This is a genomic window from Clostridium beijerinckii (genome assembly GCF_008705175.1).
In the GTDB taxonomy this organism is placed as follows: Bacteria; Bacillota; Clostridia; order Clostridiales; family Clostridiaceae; genus Clostridium; species Clostridium beijerinckii.
This window is the reverse complement of sequence record NZ_CP043998.1, coordinates 2,905,882-2,924,164: the sequence shown is the minus strand read 5'-3', so window position 1 is coordinate 2,924,164 and position 18,283 is coordinate 2,905,882. Positions and strand designations below refer to the sequence as shown.

At 28.2% G+C, this 18,283-nt stretch carries 15 protein-coding genes; 9 read left to right on the top strand and 6 right to left on the bottom strand.

Translation table 11 applies throughout. The features are described 5' to 3' along the window. Nucleotides 1-295 precede the first annotated feature (295 nt). The 4 genes from F3K33_RS13200 to F3K33_RS13185 form a co-directional block, all read right to left on the bottom strand. Nucleotides 296-1,708: a glycosyltransferase gene (locus F3K33_RS13200; RefSeq protein WP_154861714.1), complete on the bottom strand. Its 1,413-nt coding sequence runs from the start codon at nucleotides 1,706-1,708 to the stop codon at nucleotides 296-298. Between the two features lie 150 nt (nucleotides 1,709-1,858). Beyond that, complete coding sequence (locus F3K33_RS13195) at nucleotides 1,859-2,917, bottom strand: glycosyltransferase (RefSeq protein WP_039768871.1); 1,059 nt, start codon at nucleotides 2,915-2,917, stop codon at nucleotides 1,859-1,861. Between the two features lie 183 nt (nucleotides 2,918-3,100). Next, nucleotides 3,101-3,601 carry a DUF4489 domain-containing protein gene (locus F3K33_RS13190; protein ID WP_039768873.1) on the bottom strand — a complete coding sequence of 167 codons (501 nt, stop codon included), beginning with the start codon at nucleotides 3,599-3,601 and terminating at the stop codon, nucleotides 3,101-3,103. Nucleotides 3,602-3,868: 267 nt separating this feature from the next. Beyond that, entirely contained in the window at nucleotides 3,869-4,633 is a 765-nt protein-coding gene (locus F3K33_RS13185) for a hypothetical protein (RefSeq protein WP_012058794.1), read from the bottom strand. 172 nt (nucleotides 4,634-4,805) lie between these two features. On the opposite strand from F3K33_RS13185, the gene F3K33_RS13180 reads away from it, so the two are divergent. From F3K33_RS13180 to rfbB, 5 genes are all read left to right on the top strand, one after another. After that, nucleotides 4,806-6,329 carry a coiled-coil domain-containing protein gene (locus F3K33_RS13180; protein ID WP_039768879.1) on the top strand — a complete coding sequence of 508 codons (1,524 nt, stop codon included), beginning with the start codon at nucleotides 4,806-4,808 and terminating at the stop codon, nucleotides 6,327-6,329. A gap of 86 nt (nucleotides 6,330-6,415) precedes the next feature. Further along, entirely contained in the window at nucleotides 6,416-6,685 is a 270-nt protein-coding gene (locus F3K33_RS13175; RefSeq protein WP_012058792.1) for a putative Se/S carrier protein, read from the top strand. Between the two features lie 99 nt (nucleotides 6,686-6,784). After that, nucleotides 6,785-8,284 carry a YncE family protein gene (locus tag F3K33_RS13170; RefSeq protein WP_039768881.1) on the top strand — a complete coding sequence of 500 codons (1,500 nt, stop codon included), beginning with the start codon at nucleotides 6,785-6,787 and terminating at the stop codon, nucleotides 8,282-8,284. 329 nt (nucleotides 8,285-8,613) lie between these two features. Then, nucleotides 8,614-9,495 carry a dTDP-4-dehydrorhamnose reductase gene (gene rfbD, locus F3K33_RS13165; protein WP_039768883.1) on the top strand — a complete coding sequence of 294 codons (882 nt, stop codon included), beginning with the start codon at nucleotides 8,614-8,616 and terminating at the stop codon, nucleotides 9,493-9,495. 18 nt (nucleotides 9,496-9,513) lie between these two features. After that, on the top strand, nucleotides 9,514-10,563 hold the full coding sequence (rfbB, locus tag F3K33_RS13160; protein ID WP_039768885.1) for a dTDP-glucose 4,6-dehydratase: 1,050 nt from the start codon (nucleotides 9,514-9,516) through the stop codon (nucleotides 10,561-10,563). Between the two features lie 203 nt (nucleotides 10,564-10,766). Here rfbB and F3K33_RS13155 read toward each other — a convergent pair whose 3' ends face one another. Beyond that, on the bottom strand, nucleotides 10,767-11,909 hold the full coding sequence (locus F3K33_RS13155; RefSeq protein ID WP_039768887.1) for a DNRLRE domain-containing protein: 1,143 nt from the start codon (nucleotides 11,907-11,909) through the stop codon (nucleotides 10,767-10,769). A 201-nt stretch (nucleotides 11,910-12,110) separates the two neighbouring features. After that, nucleotides 12,111-12,899: a Cof-type HAD-IIB family hydrolase gene (locus F3K33_RS13150; protein WP_012058787.1), complete on the bottom strand. Its 789-nt coding sequence runs from the start codon at nucleotides 12,897-12,899 to the stop codon at nucleotides 12,111-12,113. Between the two features lie 253 nt (nucleotides 12,900-13,152). Between F3K33_RS13150 and lexA the strand changes: the two genes are divergently transcribed. From lexA to F3K33_RS13130, 4 genes are all read left to right on the top strand, one after another. Next, entirely contained in the window at nucleotides 13,153-14,691 is a 1,539-nt protein-coding gene (gene lexA, locus F3K33_RS13145) for a transcriptional repressor LexA (protein WP_039768888.1), read from the top strand. Nucleotides 14,692-14,888: 197 nt separating this feature from the next. Continuing rightward, nucleotides 14,889-15,524 carry an ABC transporter ATP-binding protein gene (locus F3K33_RS13140; RefSeq protein ID WP_017211592.1) on the top strand — a complete coding sequence of 212 codons (636 nt, stop codon included), beginning with the start codon at nucleotides 14,889-14,891 and terminating at the stop codon, nucleotides 15,522-15,524. Continuing rightward, nucleotides 15,517-16,296, top strand: a complete 780-nt coding sequence (locus tag F3K33_RS13135; RefSeq protein WP_012058784.1) for an ABC transporter permease — start codon at nucleotides 15,517-15,519, stop codon at nucleotides 16,294-16,296. Before F3K33_RS13140 ends, F3K33_RS13135 begins: the two co-directional genes overlap by 8 nt. A 267-nt stretch (nucleotides 16,297-16,563) precedes the next feature. Next, on the top strand, nucleotides 16,564-18,024 hold the full coding sequence (locus F3K33_RS13130; RefSeq protein WP_039768892.1) for an NADP-dependent glyceraldehyde-3-phosphate dehydrogenase: 1,461 nt from the start codon (nucleotides 16,564-16,566) through the stop codon (nucleotides 18,022-18,024). The last annotated feature ends 259 nt before the right edge of the window (nucleotides 18,025-18,283 follow it).

The following is an 18,283-nucleotide window of genomic DNA, read 5'->3' as shown; positions in this document are numbered from 1 at the left end:
CACATTCTTGAAATAAATTATAATTAAAGTAAGAGAGCCGTGTCCGAATGAGAGGGAACATAAAAAAGATGTTGAAGAAATTTCTAAATTAAGAAAAGAAAATGAAAAAATCAAAATAGAATTTGTGTGGAAATTTCCAATTTAGCTTGTAACGCAAAAAGCGGTGGCATGCTAAATTGGATGCAACTTGCAGCTTAGGGACTTCAGTTATATTTCCATATTTTTTCGGAATACTACAACCATTGAGGTTGCAAAAACATTTATTATTTTGATAGGTTACCACATAAATCTGAATTCAGATTTGGGTATCTATAAAAGTATTGTTTTGAAACTTAGCTACATACTGGTAGGATATAAAAAAGCCTTTCATATCACTTCCAACGACATTACATATTTGATCTAAAAAATTATTATCTTCTTGTGATATTTCTCTAGAGTAATGAAATATATATGGATTTATATATCCACATTCCTCGAATATTTTTTGTATATCTGGTAATGTAAAAAATTTTGTGCACTTTGGATTTAATATGGAATCGTGATTATAGATAAAAGTTCCATTTAATAAACCTTTTATAACAGAATAATGCATTAAATTTGGTATTGTGGCGATTATATATCCATCAGGCTTTAAATATTTTTTTAACTCAGTTAGTAATTTCCATGGATCCTTACTAAATTGAAGTTTATTCCCAATAATTATATAATCAAAAAAGTTGGTTTTGCTTTCTTTGAAGTTCATGGTATAGTTTTCCTCAAAATCTTGAGTTATTGTTTCTATTATTTTTTCACATATTTTGGCTACATTTCTATTTGGCTCTATACCATAAAGCATTGCATTAGGATAAATATATTTTAATTTAAGCAGGGTAGACCCCAGACCACAATTAAATTCAAGAATATTTAATTTTTTTTCTCTTGGTTCATTTATACGGTTTATAATATCAAACTTTAATAAACTTTCTGAATTAGAATTGAAACCCCATTTTTCTTCAAACTTATGAGCATTTGTTTTTAGAATGTTATTAAATTTAGCATAATCACTCTTAAAAGATGTGCTTCCAAAATGGTGTATGAAACTATCATTACAAACCATGAGTTTATATCCAGCATCCACAATTCTCATGCATAAATCATCATCTTCAAAATTTCCAGGAGTAAACCGCTCATCAAAGGTTCCGACTTTATTAATAACTTCTCTTTTAATTAACATGCAGAAGGCTACCAATCTGGATTTTTCTTCCCACATATCTGAATTAGAAATATTGTTTTTGTCTGCAAAATCGATCATATCTTCTATATCTGTATATGGAACATTTATTGCCTGATAGTTGGAACAATTATTAGTAATTGAGGCCACAGCACCAATTTTTTCATTGCTGTATAGACAAGCTTTAAGGTTATCAAGCCATCTTGGTGTAGCTTTTGTATCATTGTTTAGAACTAAAATATCGTTATCTTTTTCAGCTGCATTTATTCCAAGATTACAGCCCTTTGGAAAGCCTAAGTTCTCATCATTTAAAATGAGTTTAATATCAGTTTGTTCTTTAAGCCATTCTCTAGTTCCATCACTAGAGTTATTATCTACAATGATTATTTCATAAGTGTCTGAAGCAGTGTATTTTCTTATGCTTTCAAGGCATATTTGATTATAATTAATATTATTATAGGTTAGTATTATTATTGAAGTTTTTTTATTTTGAAACATTATTTTAATATCTCCTGTAATAGATTAATATAGTAATTGTTTATTTATAAACAACCATACTTAAAATCATACTAGTGCTTTATTGTATTTTATGAAAATTAACAAAAAGCGTGAAAAATAGAGTTTAAAATATCTTGATTTTGCCATATTCTAAAAGAAAGAGTTTATTTTTTTGCAGATTTTTATCCACTCAAAATTATCTCGTGTATTAATTTGAATATCATTGCACACCTGTTCAAGTAGTTTTTCGTTTGAGCATGTTGAAATCAATTTCTTTGAAAGTTCCTCAAAGTTATTTATTTGAAATATATCCCCATATTTTTTATCATCTGTAATATCTATTGCTCCCTCTACATCAGAGGATATAATATAATTTCCATTAAAAGCAGCTTCACCAAACACTTGAGCAAAAGCCTCAACCCTTGAAGTCAAACAAAATACTTTTGACTTCTTGTATTCTTCCATGAGTAACTTTCTATCATAGATGGGGCCTGTAAAAATGACTTTGCCTTGTAAATTAGGATAGTACTTATACAAGTAATTATTAATATATTCGTTAAAACCTGGTTCAATGGGGCCTACTAATTTTAATTTCCAGTCAGGAAGTTTTTCTGACGCTATTTTAAAGGCTTCCATTATAATTTCAGTAGCTTTTTCATAAGAACCTAGCCTGCCAACTGTTAATATGATATTTTCCTTATCCTTGTAATTTATCAATGGACTATCAAAAAAATCATAAAATCCATTAGGTATATGCTCAACCTTTATAGGCCAGGTATCATCAATTATTTTTTTTAGATTTTTAGATTCTACGGAAACCAAACTGTTATTACTTAACAAATTAATGCTTCGATTATTAAAAGTTATTCTATTTAGCCAATATCTATTTAAATCTAGTTTTAAATAAATCTTGCCATTGGGATTTACTGATTTAAATCTTTCTATCATATTTAAATTAAAATCATATAAGCCAATAAACATAAGGACATCGGTTTTTTGCAATAAGGCTGTCACTGAAGCTTCATCGTCCATAAAATTAAGAGTAATGTTTTTTGTAAGTTTTTCATCATAATGTTCTTCATTTTTGCCGCATAAAATAGAAACCTCATAATTTAAATGCTTTTGAAAGACATAAGGGATTAAACCTACATCTTTTGTAAGATGAAAATTTTGAAGTCCAGGCCAATATAAAGTAAAATATTTTTTCATAGTTCCTCCTATTTTTTTATATAGAAAAACTCAAGGCATTAACCTCGAGTTTAAACTATTTTTAATTCTAGATTTTACAACTAATTAAAGAATAATTTACATTAGATTTTATAAAATTTTGAATATAATTCAATATTCAAATTATATCTAAATCTAAAGACTTAAGCAATTTAGATTTTACTATTAGCAGCATGAACTTGATCCACAAGTTGCTATTGCACCTAAAGTTGCATTATTAATACTTAAAGTACCAACAGTAACTGCACTAGTAATTGTTGCAGATACAGTATAAGTGCAACAATCATCACAGCAGAAATCGCCACAGTCACAAACAAAGAAAGAGAATGTTTGTGAACTTAATAATGCTACTAAGTTAAAAGTGTATGCAGGTCCAACTGGGATTGGAGTAGATTGATTTCTACAAACTTTAAATACTTGGAAATTTATTGTTCCTGTGAATGCAACAGCAGCAACAAGATTGCTTGTAAATTCTAATTTCACACAAGGGTTTTTTAAACATTCAGTGTTTACAGTAAGAGCAGTAAGAGGAAAAGATGTTCCCAATACTGTAGCTGCTGGAACTGTTACTGAACCGGCTTGACTACATTTTATAATTGTTGGACATAAATCTTTTTCTTTCTTGCAATTATCATGATTATCATGACATTTTGACATTGAATTCATAAATAGAATCCTCCTTTTAATTTAGATAAATTTTTATAAAAATTTCTATATGGATAATTTAGAGTTCTTTGGTTCTTCTACTATAATATATGAACTTTATCAAAGAAGGTGATGATAATACTTGAATTTTATAATTGAATATAATAATTCAATAAAAGGATATCATCACATCTTTATATCTATTTTTAGTAAAAGACCTCAATCTATTTATCTACAGAAATTCTAATAATCCTTGTAATTATAATGTTAATTATTTTGTTAATAATACTATTGATCATTATCATCACAGTCTGAGAATAATGGCTCTAAGTTTTGATCAGGATAGAATTTAGGAATTGGAGCCTTTTCAAATCTCTCACATGGGTCTTCCTCTGGTTCCTCTTCACATGGTTCTTTTGGAACAGGGCAATAATCATAAGCTGGTATAAGAAGTTGAACAATAAGCTCACATTTTACAACAATATAGTAACCTAAAGTTATATCTAAAACGTCGTTTCCTTCTTCATCTTCTAATAATTCACCTGCTAAAGCTTGGGCAACCATTTCAAGTTTTATTATATTAGAATCCAAATCAGCTGCATCTTGAACAGGAACAAAGCTAGCAGAAATTTGAGCTATAGATTCAGGGCAATAAAATTTTCCTATTACATCGGTTCTATTAACTTCGAACAGTTCGCTTTGATTTACACCATTTGCATCTATATAATCTGCATAGAAAGTAATTCTATAGGAAATAACTATTTTTTTGAAGCCAGGTCTGCCTGCAAGTGGAATCTTATCCACAGAAATTAATGTTAAATTAAAATCTCTACTACCAATATATCTTTTAGGATCTGTTAGTGGATTGCTTCTTAATTCAGAATCTGTTGTATTTGTGTCAGGACCATCGCCATATACAAGACATCTTTTTATTAGGCATTGATCGAAAATCTTTGGCACTTCAATGCAAACTAATTCAGAAGGATCTGGTAAATGTCCTTGTTTATTTACAAGGCCAGGACGTGGCGAAAATTTCTTGAAGTTAATGGGCATATATTTTCCTCCTCTTCAAAAAGTATATTGAACATAAGTTTATTCAACATTTACAATACATTATATGAAATTACATTATGCTGGTGATAATAAAAGTTAAATTAAAATAAGTTTTACAAAAAAGCATAATAAACTTCTATTAAAAATATAATTTTATTAAGGAGGGAGTGGCATGAATAGTATATATGTTGATTATACTGATAACATATGGAAATTTTTCCGAAATGATAATAGAGAATTGTGTTATAAAATTATGTATGAAGAAGGAAAATGGACTAAAGAAAATTTGATTAATAATGAAGTATTGGGGTTTGCTGTTTATGTTGAGGGGGATGAAAGAATACATATAGTATACAGCAATATTAAGGGTGAATTGAAATATTGCACAATGAAGGATAAACATTGGGTCGGAAAAACTCTATATCAAATGGATTTTGATGAGTTTCAAATAGAGCATTTAAAGATTGAAATTATTGGAGAAGAAATGCATATATTTTTTTTGCTCATAAGCAATGATGGCAGTGATCACGGTGTGTTAATGCATTGTGCCTGGAATGGAAAAGAAACGAAATTTTTCTCGCTGCAAGATATCGTCTTGGTACCTAACTTAAAGGAATATTATTTAGTAAACACAAATGAACAAAGTGGTCTTGAAGTATTTTTCATCACAGATGAAGGAGATGAAGTCTCACTAAACTATTGTAACTTTGAAAATCGTAAATGGTCTTCTGCTAAAAGACTTTATGGGATTCAAGGAGATGATATATCTTTTGAAGTGTTAAGGGACCAACAACAGGATGTTCATATATTAAACAAATCTAGAGAAGATTTATTGTATTTTATTGATCACGTTTGTATAGATATTAGTGGTAATATACAAGTTTACAGAGTTCGTGAAAGTAATATGAAATTAATCGATCCAATATTATTTATTGGAAATAACCAATTATGTGCCTGTTGGATAGAACAAAATAAGATATTTTATTCATTTTTTAATAATGAGCAATGGGAAAGCCCTATATATTTTGATAAAGGTAATGAATTTACAGTAATGAGATACCATTGTTTTATGCATTATAACAGAGATAATTCCGTTAAATTACTAGAGACTTACGGAACAGATGAACCTGATTTAAATCTATATATTCCAAATAGATTTACTATGAATAATTCATTGAAACATGAGACGAATCAAGTTAATAATGAAATTTCATTTAATGAAAATGAGGAAATTCAAAATTTAAAAATCGAATTATCTAAAGTGAAGTTAGAAAAGAAAAATTTGGATAGGAAAATTGATTCATTAAATATGCAATTAGAAAAAAAACAAAGATTCATGGATGATTATGAAGAGAGAATTGCAATAATATTAGAACAAAAACGTAAGACAGATGAGAATTATAATGTATTTATAGAGTTACAACAAAATCTTCAAAAGGAATTTGATGATACAAAAAAGCAGCTGGATGATGCAAAAAAACAGTTGAATGAAGCAAAAGATCAATTACTAAAAGAAAAAGATATTAGGATAAGTATAGAAAAAAAATTATTAGAACTTGAAAATGAAAATCTAATAATTAGACAGAAAGTCATGACAATAAATGAAGAAAAGAATAAATTATATGAAGACCTTGAATTTGAAAGGAATCAATCTATTATGGAACGTTTATTAAGAAAGAAGCCAAGTGGAATATAGAATCACTTCTAAAATTTTAGAACATACAATAAAGTAGAAATATCTTATAAATAATATTAGGATAACACCAGATAGAGGCGATTTATATGAAAGCAGAAAAGTATGATTATATAATGGTATTTACTTGTCATCAGAGAGCACTATATATATATGAACATTTAACTAAAAGAAATATTAAAACAAAATTAGTTAGTGCTCCTAATAAAATTAATATTAGCTGCACTCAGGCAGTCAAATTCAAAGATATAGATATGGAAATTGTTCAAACAGAATTATATAAGAATAATATTTATCCAACCGCAATGTATAAGATTTTAGGAGAAGGGAAAAATGAAACTTATGAATTAGTTGAATAAGATCTGGTTAAACCAGGTCTTTTCATGTTTTTGTTGCATAATAACGAAGAACAAAGCATAAATTTTAATATAAGAAAATGATGGGGTGACAGCAAACTTATGATTGATAAACTAGAGAAGATGATTTATTATGTATCAAATATAGGCACAGGTAGAGTATCTATTATTGATGGTGATACTTATCGCATTATAAAAGAAGTTGAAATTGGTCCAAGGCCTCAAAATATAGTTATAGACGAAAAAAACAATATATATATAGCTAGTGATCGAAATAATAAAGTTACTCTTATTCATGATTTGTTTAATTCTGATAAAACATGGAATATCCCCAATAATGGCAATATAAAAGTGGATTCCAATAATAAAAAGATATATGCATGCGATACGGAAGAGGTATGCATTTATAATTTAGAAACTAGTGAAAAGATTGGTTCTTTGAAAGGCTTTATAGCGGCAAATTGCTTGGAACTTGATAAATCCAAGAAAAGATTATTTGTATTAGATATTTTACAGAATGAAATTAAGGTATATGATACATCAGATTTTCATTTAATCAATCTATATAAAGAAGTTGGCATTTTACCAAACTATATTATTATAGAAAAAAATGAGAAATGTATCTATATCGCTAACAAAGGAGCAAATAAAGGAAATTATAAAGGAAATGTCTCTATACTTAATCTTGAAAATGGAGATATTTCATATATAAGCCTACAAATAGGTTCTATAATTACAGCTCTAGAGCAGAATGAAACTTTTTTGTATGCAGCTAATAGTGGCTTGCATAGAATTGAAGTTATAGACTTGCTAAAGAAAGAATGCATAACAAATATAAAAACTACGCTTCCCAAAATACAAAGGCTTCGATTGTCTCCAGACAAAAAAATACTCTTAGTAACAAGTCGAAGTGATGATGGGAGAGGAGTAATTGATAGAATTGATACTTCGAATAATAAAATTATAGATACATTTACTTTCGAACAAAATAATAGTCTTCCATATGATATAGGGATAGTAACTAAAAGTAAACTCCAAGTTCAGGAGGAATTTTCTAATTTAACAGATTCAGAAGAAAAATTAAAACAGGAAAATAGTATTACTATAATCGCAAAAAAAGTTCTATCTACTTATCAAGAAAAAATAATTTTCTCTGGAATTTCAATTAGACTACCATTAAATAAGGATGCAATTATAAACCTAGAATATATTAAATTTAAAAAATGTGAAGTTATAAATGAAACAAAAAATATAACTATTGTAAATACTCGAAAAGAATATTCAATATTACAATATAATTTTTACATACCATATATCGTGGAGTTTAAAGGTAAGGATGAAGAAAAATATATTGTAGAAGGAAAGATTGAAGGAATGCAGAAAGCAAGGTTATATATACCGGTTTATGCAGAACAACAAGGAGTAGAGTTTGTAGTAAATTCTTTTGCTACAATAACAAGCAATCCAGTTGTTGCAAATGAAAAAATGAAGTTCGAAGTTAGTGTTTTGATTTCTACAAAAGCAATTGTAGATGAAATGATATCCATACCTATATACAATAACTATAATCTATGGAATATTAGAGGAGAGCAAAAGAATTGAAAATAATGACGAATATATTTGCAGCATTCCTCTAATTTTTACATATCATTATATAATAAAGCTTATTTTATATTCCGTAAGATTTTTCATATTGATTTTTAGTACTTTATGATGAAGCTATATTTAATTATAAAGGTACAGATTTTTATGCACTTTAGTACAGGGAATGAATTAAGAGGAATGATACTAATTAAACGTTGCATAACTTTTATAGAAAGTTATTAAGGTAATTTTATCAGAAAATGATAAAGTTAATGTAGGAATAAATGAAATTTTTTAAGGTAATATCCAGATTATAATATATAGTTAAAAGAGGTGCTTATTTTATAATGAAGATATTAATAACTGGAGCAAAAGGACAGTTAGGTAGAGAGATTACTGAAATAATAAAAATCGGAAGAGCTGATATAGGAGAAATATCGGAGAGTATAAAAGTATCTGAAGTTATTGGCTTTGACGTAGATAGGCTAGATATAACAAATTTAGTCAAGGTTAAAGAGGTACTGAGTTATTTAAAGCCAGAGGTAGTAATAAACTGCGCTGCAGCCACCAATGTTGATAGATGCGAAATTGATGAAGATTTTGCGTTTAGAGTTAACTCAATAGGACCAAGAAATCTTGCTATAGCTTGTGACTCAATAGGCGCTAAACTAGTACAAGTTTCTACCGATTATGTGTTTAACCAAAATACTCATAAGCCATTAAAAGAATATGATTTAGCTTCACCATCTAGTGTATATGGTAAAACTAAATTTCTAGGAGAGCAGTATGTACAGCTATTATGTTCAAAGCATTTTATTGTAAGAACAGCGTGGCTTTATGGTTATGTAGGAAGTAATTTTGTTTATACCATAATGAAACTTTCTAAAGAAAAAAACTATATTAATGTTGTAAATGATCAAATGGGAAATCCTACTTATGCTAATGATTTAGCATATCATATCTTGAAGCTAATAGAAACAGAAGATTATGGAATATATCATTGTACCAATAATGGCGAGTGTACATGGTATGAATTTGCTAAAAGAATTGTTAAATTATCTGGAGAAGAATGTGAAGTAAGACCTTGTACTTCTGAAGAGTATAAGACTCAGGCAAAAAGGCCTAAATATTCGTCTCTCGATAATGCGATGTTAAGAAATACTGTTGGCGATGAAATGAGAGATTGGAAAGATGCAATAGAAGCGTTTATAAGTAAATTAGGCAAGTGAAATGAAGGAGTTGTAGTCATGAAAACTTATTTAGTTACAGGTGGAGCTGGATTTATAGGGTCAAATTTTATTTTATATATGCTAAATAAATACGAAGATATTAATATAATAAATTTAGATAAGTTAACTTATGCGGGGAATTTAGAAAATCTTAAATCAATAGAGAATGATAAAAGATATGAATTTGTTCAAGGAGATATTTGCGATAAAGAATTAGTTGCAATACTTTTTAAGAAATATCATATAAATTATGTTGTCCATTTTGCAGCAGAATCCCATGTTGATAGAAGTATAAAAGAACCTGAAGTATTTGCGAAAACAAATATACTTGGTACTGTTAATATCCTCAATTGCGCAAAAAATGCTTGGGAAAATGATCAAGGATTTGAAGAAGGCGTTAAATTTCTTCAAGTATCAACAGATGAAGTTTATGGTTCCTTAGGTTCTAAAGGCTTTTTTAAAGAGACTACCCCTTTAGATCCTCATAGCCCATATTCTTCAAGTAAAGCAGGGGCAGATTTGATAGTTAAAGCTTATTATGATACGTACAAAATGCCTATAAATATAACAAGGTGCTCAAATAATTATGGACCTTTTCAATTTCCAGAAAAGTTAATTCCTTTATTAATAAATAATTGTTTAAATCATAAGAGGCTTCCTGTCTATGGAGATGGAATGAATATAAGAGACTGGCTTTTTGTAGAAGATCATGTAAAAGCTATTGATATGGTAATTAATAATGGCAGGATAGGAGAAATATATAATATTGGTGGTCATAACGAAAGAACTAATATACAAATTGTTAAAACCGTTATTTCTTATATTAACGAAAATGTAGATAAGAATGTAAGTGAAAGCTTAATAAAATATGTTGAGGATAGAAAAGGACATGATAGAAGATATGGCATAGCACCAGACAAAATAAAAAAAGAATTGGGGTGGTATCCAGAAACTGCTTTCGAAGTTGGAATAAAACAAACAATAAAGTGGTATTTAGATAATAAAGAATGGATGAAAAATGTAACCTCTGGTGATTATCAAAAATATTATAAAAACATGTATAAATAATATAATTAATAAAAAGGCTCTAAACTATATTCCTAATGAAGACTGTATGTTTGAGCAAGAACCTTTAATAAGTCTCGTTAAAGATAGACAAGTGTTAATCAATAATAGAGCATATAATTAAAGTTCTTGCTCAAATAATTTTACTATTACCTGAACAAGAACTTTAATTATACAATACATATTAAATGATTTTTTATTGTAGTCTAGTTTACGGGCTCAGCTTTTATGGAACAAATTAATTTCGTTAATGAATTCAAATTTGACGATACTTCTAATAATTGAGAGCTTATAGAGTTCAAATTAGAAAAATCAGGTTTCCCTGTCTTAGTAAATTCATTAATTGTCTCTTTTAGATTCTCAATATTTACACTTAAATTAGGTAATAGAGCTTTTAATTCCAATAGCTGATTATTTAATGATGACATATTTATATTTAACGTTTCAATATCATTTTGTTTTAAATTAGTAGAATCTTCATCTAATGAAGATATTTTATTACCGATATCTGCAACTTTGTTTGATAGGCTGTTTATTTCTTGGCCTAAAGATTCACTGTAAGAGTTCAGAGAATTTAGTTTCAAATCTTGATTTACTAAGATCTCCATAACTTTATTAAGCAAATGATTAATTAATGTAACATCTTCTTGATCCTTTACACTATCTCTTTCAACATTTGAAGATTCCTTTGATGCAGAAATATCCTCAGAATTATTAGTCTCAGTCTCCTCATCATCGTAAGTATTCTCTTCAACAGGTTCTTCAATATAAGTTTCAATATTAAGTTCTTCCGATAAATCTATATTATTTGTCGAATCTGTATTATATGTTATTATATCTAAATATGGAGGATATTTTGACTCGAATGAAGATAATTTAATAATTGAATTAGAATCCTGATTTTGAGGAAGTAAAAATATATTATAGCTTTCGTTATGTGTTGCTAGAGATCTAATTAATGAAGTAACATTAATTTTTAAATAATGTCCTATATTATATCCATGTACTATATGATTTAATAACTTTGTATAATCCTTTTTGGGCAAGCTCGACCAATCAATAGCAGCTATATCTATATTGCTATAATTACCTAAAATACCAAAGCTAAAGGAATTCTTATAATCTGGTTTAATATCTTGAATAAACAAATATAAATATGCTTTCTTTACAGAGTTAGGATGTAATTCAGATAGTTGAAAGTTTAATAAAGAAATATAGCGATTATTGCCTAGTGACCTATTGTTTATGGACCCAACGAGTAATGAATCATTACTTGAAAAGTTTTTATTCGAATGATATTTATCCAAGTATGTTGAAGTATTGCAAATAGCTTTAATTGAATTTTCCACTTTTACTACTCCTTAAATTTTAAAGGTTTCCTATTATACTATGAAATTTTATATTATTAGGTGCTTTTTGCTTATATACCAATATAAATTTATTTTTTGAGTCCTAGTATTTTCCTCCTAAAAGATTTCTTCTACTATGTATATTTAGCGACAGGCTATTTTATACATTTCTTTTAGGAGGAACTAAAAATAAATAATTTTCTATATAATATTGTAGTGTTTTAAAGCATATTTAATTCCATCATCCTCAATATCCTTTGTTACAAATGATACTAAGTCAAATAATAATGGAGTACTATTTCCCATAGCAATACTGTTTTTCACATATTTAAGCATAGATAGATCATTTGTACTATCACCAATAGCATATGTGTTTTCGTGATGAATGTCTAAATAATTTATTAAGTATTCTATACCTGATGCTTTAGAGAATCCTAAAGGAACTAATTCATAAAAGCCTTCACCACGATGGATAAATTCAAATAAACTTTTGAACTCATTATGAAAGCTTTCAAAATCACTATTTTCATTAGTCCAAATTACAAATTTATCAAAGTTAATTTCAGTATCATCAAAAGTTTTACCTTTATAAAATCCTTCCCTTATGTGACGTTCTTTGATTCTAAGAACTTCTTTAGAATGTATATTAGTATCGTAATAAATGTCATTCTTACCCTCTAATATAGCATCGATATTATATTTGCGAAGCTTGGCTACAATTTCTTTTGATAAATCTATTCCAAGATTTCTATGTAGTATTTCTTTATTTTTAAATTCTATGTAAGTTCCACATCCACAAACATAACCATCAAAATTTAGTTCTTTGACACAATCATCTATGCCTATAATTGTTCTCCCTGTATTAATGAAGATTAGATGCCCATTTTCTTGTGCTTTTTTTAGAGCCGCCTTAGCACTGTTAGGGACTGTATAAGTCTTTTCATTAAATAATGTTCCATCAATATCAAAAAATATAATATTGGATTCCATTATGTCACCTTCCTTTTTCGTTTGTATATCCATATTTAAATTGCCTTATTTTACTTTGTTTATTATAACTATTTTATAAGATTAATACAATGTTTGACCAGCTGATTAAAGATTTTTTGATAATTGACAAACAAATTTACGTTATTTCTCTAAACTTTACATACAGCTATTAAGTATAGTATAATTACAAAATAATTAAGAATTCATGTTCGATTTATAAAGTGAAATTCAATGAAAAAAGGAGGGGAGAAATATGGAATTTGGCAAAAAACAAAAAAAGATAATTAATAATAAGCCAAATGGTCATCTATTAATAAAAGGTCCAAAAGGTTCTGGAAAGACTACTGCATTTATACATAAGATTCCATCACTACTTAATAATTATTGTATATCTAAGGATGATAAAATACTTGTCGCAGCTTGTAACGAAGAATATTCTGATTATTTTTATTCTGTCTATAGAAATATTGAAGGTGAAAAATATCATCAAAATAGCTTCTTTGATGAAGATAATAGTGATAAATTAGAAATAAGGACAATAGATTCTTTAGTCTCTTATTATTTAAATAAATATGTAAAAAATAATAATATAAATCTTACTTTGGCATCTTTTGAAGAGCGTGAAGCTGGGCTTAAAGATGCAATACTTATAGTGTCAAAAAGATACGAAAAGAAAAAACCAAATATATTAAATTTAGATCATATTGAATTCATAAAAGACGAGATTAAATGGATTAAATCATGTAATTATTTAAAACTTGAAGAGTATCAAAGTGCTAATAGAGTTGGTAGAATTAATAATTTGAACACTGAGATATCTAAAATTATTAGAAGAAACTCTAAACAAAGACAAGTTATCTTTGAAGTTTTAGAAGAATATACTAATAACTTAAGAAAACTTAATAAAGTAGATGCTCAAGACATGGAACTTTTAGCTTTAAATGAAGCAAAAAAAGCTCCAATAATTAATTATACCCATATATTCATAGATAATAGCCAGCAACTTACGAAAGTTCAATTAGAATTAGTTAAATCAATATATAATGAAAAATCTTATTCTAGTATAACATTTATTATGGATACTTTTGAAACCGCTATTCCTAATGCTTGGCTTGTTAAGGGACGCCGCTTTTCTAGTTTAGGATATGATATGAAGGGAAAATGTATTTCTTTGAATGAATCTTACAAGGAAATAGAAGTTGAAGATATCGAAAAATTTGGAGATAGCAGTGATAAGTTGATTCAAAAAAATGAGACTAATAAGAATTCATTACAAAGTTCATCTCTTACATTAGGGTCTATAGAATATATAGATTTAAAGAGAAATATATCTCATAGATTTATAAAAGATTCAGGATCAGTAGATGAAATATATGTAGATTATAACAATTTTGAAGAAAAAGTAGACGACGTAGTAAATATTCCTGTATTTAATGAGATTGCAGCGGGTAATCCAATTTTAATTAATGAATATATTGAGGATAGCTACTCATTACCAAAGGATTGGATAAGAACTTCAAAAGATGTTTTTATGCTTAAAGTTAAAGGTGATTCCATGATAAATAAAAATATTTATGATGGAGATTATGTAGTAATAAGTAAGCAGAATATGCCACGTATTAAGGATATTGTTGCTGTTGATATTGAAGGTGAAGCAACGCTTAAGACTTATAAAGTCATTGATGGGAAAATTGCTCTTATACCTGAGAACGACAAATATCAGCCAATTATTATAGAGGATCAACAATTTAACGTTTTAGGTGTAGCTATTGGGCTTATTAAAAATTCATAGATTTAATGAAAAACCTTGTAATTATTGATATAATTGTTACAAGGTTTTTTTATTCTTAAAGAGTGCGAAGCAAAATATGGAACTTAACCACAGTCGCCTGCGATTTTTTATCTATAATAAAGTTTATGTCATCAATCAATTTGAATGATATGTGCAGAAATGATTACAAACGCTATATAATGAGGAAGTGAATTAATATGTTTGAAATTAGAAATATAAAATTTAGAAATATATTAGATATCAAATTTCTGAATATAGATAAACCAATTACATGTGTTGTAGGGCCTTCTGGTAGTGGAAAGACAACTTTACTTCGTATGTTAAACCGTTTAAACGTACCCGATGAAGGAGTTATACTTTATAATAATAAAGATATTTCTAAAATTGATACAATATTATTACGTAGAAATGTAGTTATGCTAGGTCAAACTCCTGTTATTTACAGTGGTAATATAGAAGACAATCTCCAAATTGGATTGGAATTTTCAAAAAAACTTCCTGCATCAAAGAGTAGAATGAAAGAAATTCTTGAAAGAGTGGAACTTAATAAAAAACTCACTGATGGATGTGGTAACCTTTCTGGAGGAGAGAAACAGCGACTATGCCTAGCTAGAGTAATGTTAATGGATGCTGATACATATTTGTTAGACGAGCCTTCAGCTGCACTAGACAAAGATACTGAACAATTTATAATAGATAATTTTTCAAAGTTTGTGTTAGAAAACAATAAGGAACTTATAATGATCACTCATTCAGAGCAAATAGCGCAGAAATATAACAATTCAATAGTTAGGATTGAAAATGGAGAGGTTGTGAAATCTTATTATGAATAATGCAGTAATGAATCTATCAGTCTTCCAACTTTCAATTGCTTATGTTTTTGTACTAATAATGCTTATTATTTTTAAATCACGAGGTATCAAAAGAGAAAAACAAATATTGATTGCTTCAACTAGAATGACAATACAACTTACTATAATGGGCTATGTTCTCATGTTCGTATTTAATAATCCAAGTTGGTGGTTAACTTCTTTTATGATTATAATTATGATTTCTTTTGCAATTTATAATTCAATAAAAAGAGTTAAAGTTCAAATGTCAAAGGAATTAAAAAGTATAATTGCTATTTCAATGACCTTTGGAGCTCTTTTGACTGCAGCTTTCTTTATAATAGTTGTTCTTAGTGTTCGCCCATGGTTCAATCCTCAATATTTTATTCCTATTTCAGGTATGATTGTTGGTAACAGCATGACAGGTATTGCACTAGGTGCAAATAAACTATGTAGTGATTTTGAAGATAAAAGAATTGAAATAGAAAATTCGTTAATGCTTGGTGCAAGCCCACTTGATGCCACTAGACAAATTGTTAATAATGCTTTCGACAGCGCCATACTTCCAACTATGAATAATATGCTAACTATGGGAATTGTATCTCTACCAGGAATGATGACAGGACAGATTCTTTCTGGAACATTTCCTATCACTGCAATAAAATATCAAATTGGTATAATGCTTGCTATATTAGGTAGTACTGCTGTATCCACTGTTTTGTTTGTAACTCTTGGATATAGAACATTCTTTACTAAAGATAACAGGCTAAAATAACTAATTTTTATAAGCTTTATATGGAGAGGTATTGGATATTTTTAAAGTTTTAATTAATATGAATTTTAATCTTAAATTTTCATAAAATTCATAAGAAGTAATTTTTTATATTCCATACTTTATAACAATACGCCGTATTTCCAAGAATAAAAATATATAAATTATTAAATTTTATTAATTTATCTGGATATAATATAAGAATTAGTATATTATATTATTAAATGATAATTAATATTAATTAGTAAATTGTATTAAAGAGGTGAAGGAATGTTTAATTGTATAAAATGCGAAAATAATAACTTTAAAAATTTAATAAATGGTGAATGGGTTGGTAGTAAAGATAACAAAGTAATTGAAATCTATTCGCCACTTGATAATTCATTAATTGGCACAGTTCCTGCTATGACAAAGGAAGATGTTGATAATGTACTAAGTATTGCAAAAGAGGGCCAAAAAAAATGGAGTAAAGTTCCAATGAGTGAAAGAGCCGAGATTTTATATAAATCTGCTGATATTTTAGTTGAAAGAACTGATGAAATTGTTGATATTATGGTCAGAGAAATTGGTAAAGACAGAAAGAGCTCAAAGTCTGAAATTCATAGAACAGCAGATTTTATAAGATTCACTGCTGATACAGCTAAGAATATGTCTGGTGAAAGTATACCAGGAGATACTTTCCCTGGATTTAAAAGAAATAAAATCTCAGTTGTAAATAGAGAGCCATTAGGAGTAGTTCTTGCAATATCTCCATTTAATTACCCAATAAACCTATCAGCATCAAAGATAGCGCCTGCAATAATTGTAGGAAACTCATTAGTATTAAAACCTGCTACTCAAGGTAGCTTATGTGGTTTATACTTAGCAAAAGTTTTTCAAGAAGCAGGAGTACCAAATGGAGTATTAAATACAATCACAGGTAGAGGAAGCGAAATAGGAGATTACGCAGTTACTCATAAAGGCGTAAACTTTATTAATTTCACTGGAAGTACAGACGTTGGTGTTAGAATTTCAAAACTAACTAGCATGGTACCACTTTTAATGGAGTTAGGTGGAAAAGATGCCGCTATAGTTTTAGAAGATGCGGACTTAGAGCTTGCAGCCAATAATATTGTAGCAGGTGGTTACTCATACTCTGGCCAAAGATGTACTGCAGTAAAAAGAATTTTAGTATTAGAAAAAGTTGCTGATAAATTAATTTCTAAAGTTAAAGAGAAAATGAATAAACTTGTGGTCGGAAATCCATTAGACAAAGATGTAGATATTGTGCCATTAATTAGTACTAAAGCGGCTGATTATGTTATGGAATTAATAGATGATGCTAAAGATAAAGGTGCAGATCTAATTGTTGGTGGAAATAGAGAAGGTAATTTAATATACCCAACACTTTTTGATAATGTTACTACTGATATGAGGCTTGCATGGGAAGAGCCTTTTGGACCAGTTCTTCCAATAATAAGAGTAAAAGATAAAGATGAAGCTATTGAGATAGCGAATAAATCAGAATACGGACTTCAAAGTGCAGTATTTACAGAAAATATTGATGATGCATTTTATGTAGCTGACAGATTAGAGGTAGGTACAGTACAAGTAAATAATAAAACAGAGAGAGGTCCAGACCATTTCCCATTCCTAGGAGTTAAAGCTTCTGGAATAGGAACTCAAGGAATAAGATATTCAATTGAATCTATGTCTAGACCTAAAGCAACAGTAATAAATTTAGTTAGATAAACACCTAAAGTTTGAACAATTTATTAGCTACTTTTAATTATTGAAGATTTGTTGAGTTTATATAAAATCAAATAAAAAAATATTATACTAAGTCACTATATAAGGAAAATGCACCACGTTGGATTCAGATTGCTTGGATTTAACTTGGTGTATTTTTATATTAATATAATTTTTTGTTGTCACGGCATTAGGATATATACTTTTCTCTAATTTAGCTTAAGTGACGTTTGAGCTTTAAAAGTGTATAATTCAGAGGTTT

Coding starts and splice junctions, on each gene's coding strand:
- F3K33_RS13200 (WP_154861714.1), bottom strand. CDS start 1,708: ATGTTTCAAAATAAAAAAACTTCAATAATAATACTAACCTATAATAAT.
- F3K33_RS13195 (WP_039768871.1), bottom strand. CDS start 2,917: ATGAAAAAATATTTTACTTTATATTGGCCTGGACTTCAAAATTTTCAT.
- F3K33_RS13190 (WP_039768873.1), bottom strand. CDS start 3,601: ATGAATTCAATGTCAAAATGTCATGATAATCATGATAATTGCAAGAAA.
- F3K33_RS13185 (WP_012058794.1), bottom strand. CDS start 4,633: ATGCCCATTAACTTCAAGAAATTTTCGCCACGTCCTGGCCTTGTAAAT.
- F3K33_RS13180 (WP_039768879.1), top strand. CDS start 4,806: ATGAATAGTATATATGTTGATTATACTGATAACATATGGAAATTTTTC.
- F3K33_RS13175 (WP_012058792.1), top strand. CDS start 6,416: ATGAAAGCAGAAAAGTATGATTATATAATGGTATTTACTTGTCATCAG.
- F3K33_RS13170 (WP_039768881.1), top strand. CDS start 6,785: ATGATTGATAAACTAGAGAAGATGATTTATTATGTATCAAATATAGGC.
- rfbD (WP_039768883.1), top strand. CDS start 8,614: ATGAAGATATTAATAACTGGAGCAAAAGGACAGTTAGGTAGAGAGATT.
- rfbB (WP_039768885.1), top strand. CDS start 9,514: ATGAAAACTTATTTAGTTACAGGTGGAGCTGGATTTATAGGGTCAAAT.
- F3K33_RS13150 (WP_012058787.1), bottom strand. CDS start 12,899: ATGGAATCCAATATTATATTTTTTGATATTGATGGAACATTATTTAAT.
- lexA (WP_039768888.1), top strand. CDS start 13,153: ATGGAATTTGGCAAAAAACAAAAAAAGATAATTAATAATAAGCCAAAT.
- F3K33_RS13140 (WP_017211592.1), top strand. CDS start 14,889: ATGTTTGAAATTAGAAATATAAAATTTAGAAATATATTAGATATCAAA.
- F3K33_RS13135 (WP_012058784.1), top strand. CDS start 15,517: ATGAATAATGCAGTAATGAATCTATCAGTCTTCCAACTTTCAATTGCT.
- F3K33_RS13130 (WP_039768892.1), top strand. CDS start 16,564: ATGTTTAATTGTATAAAATGCGAAAATAATAACTTTAAAAATTTAATA.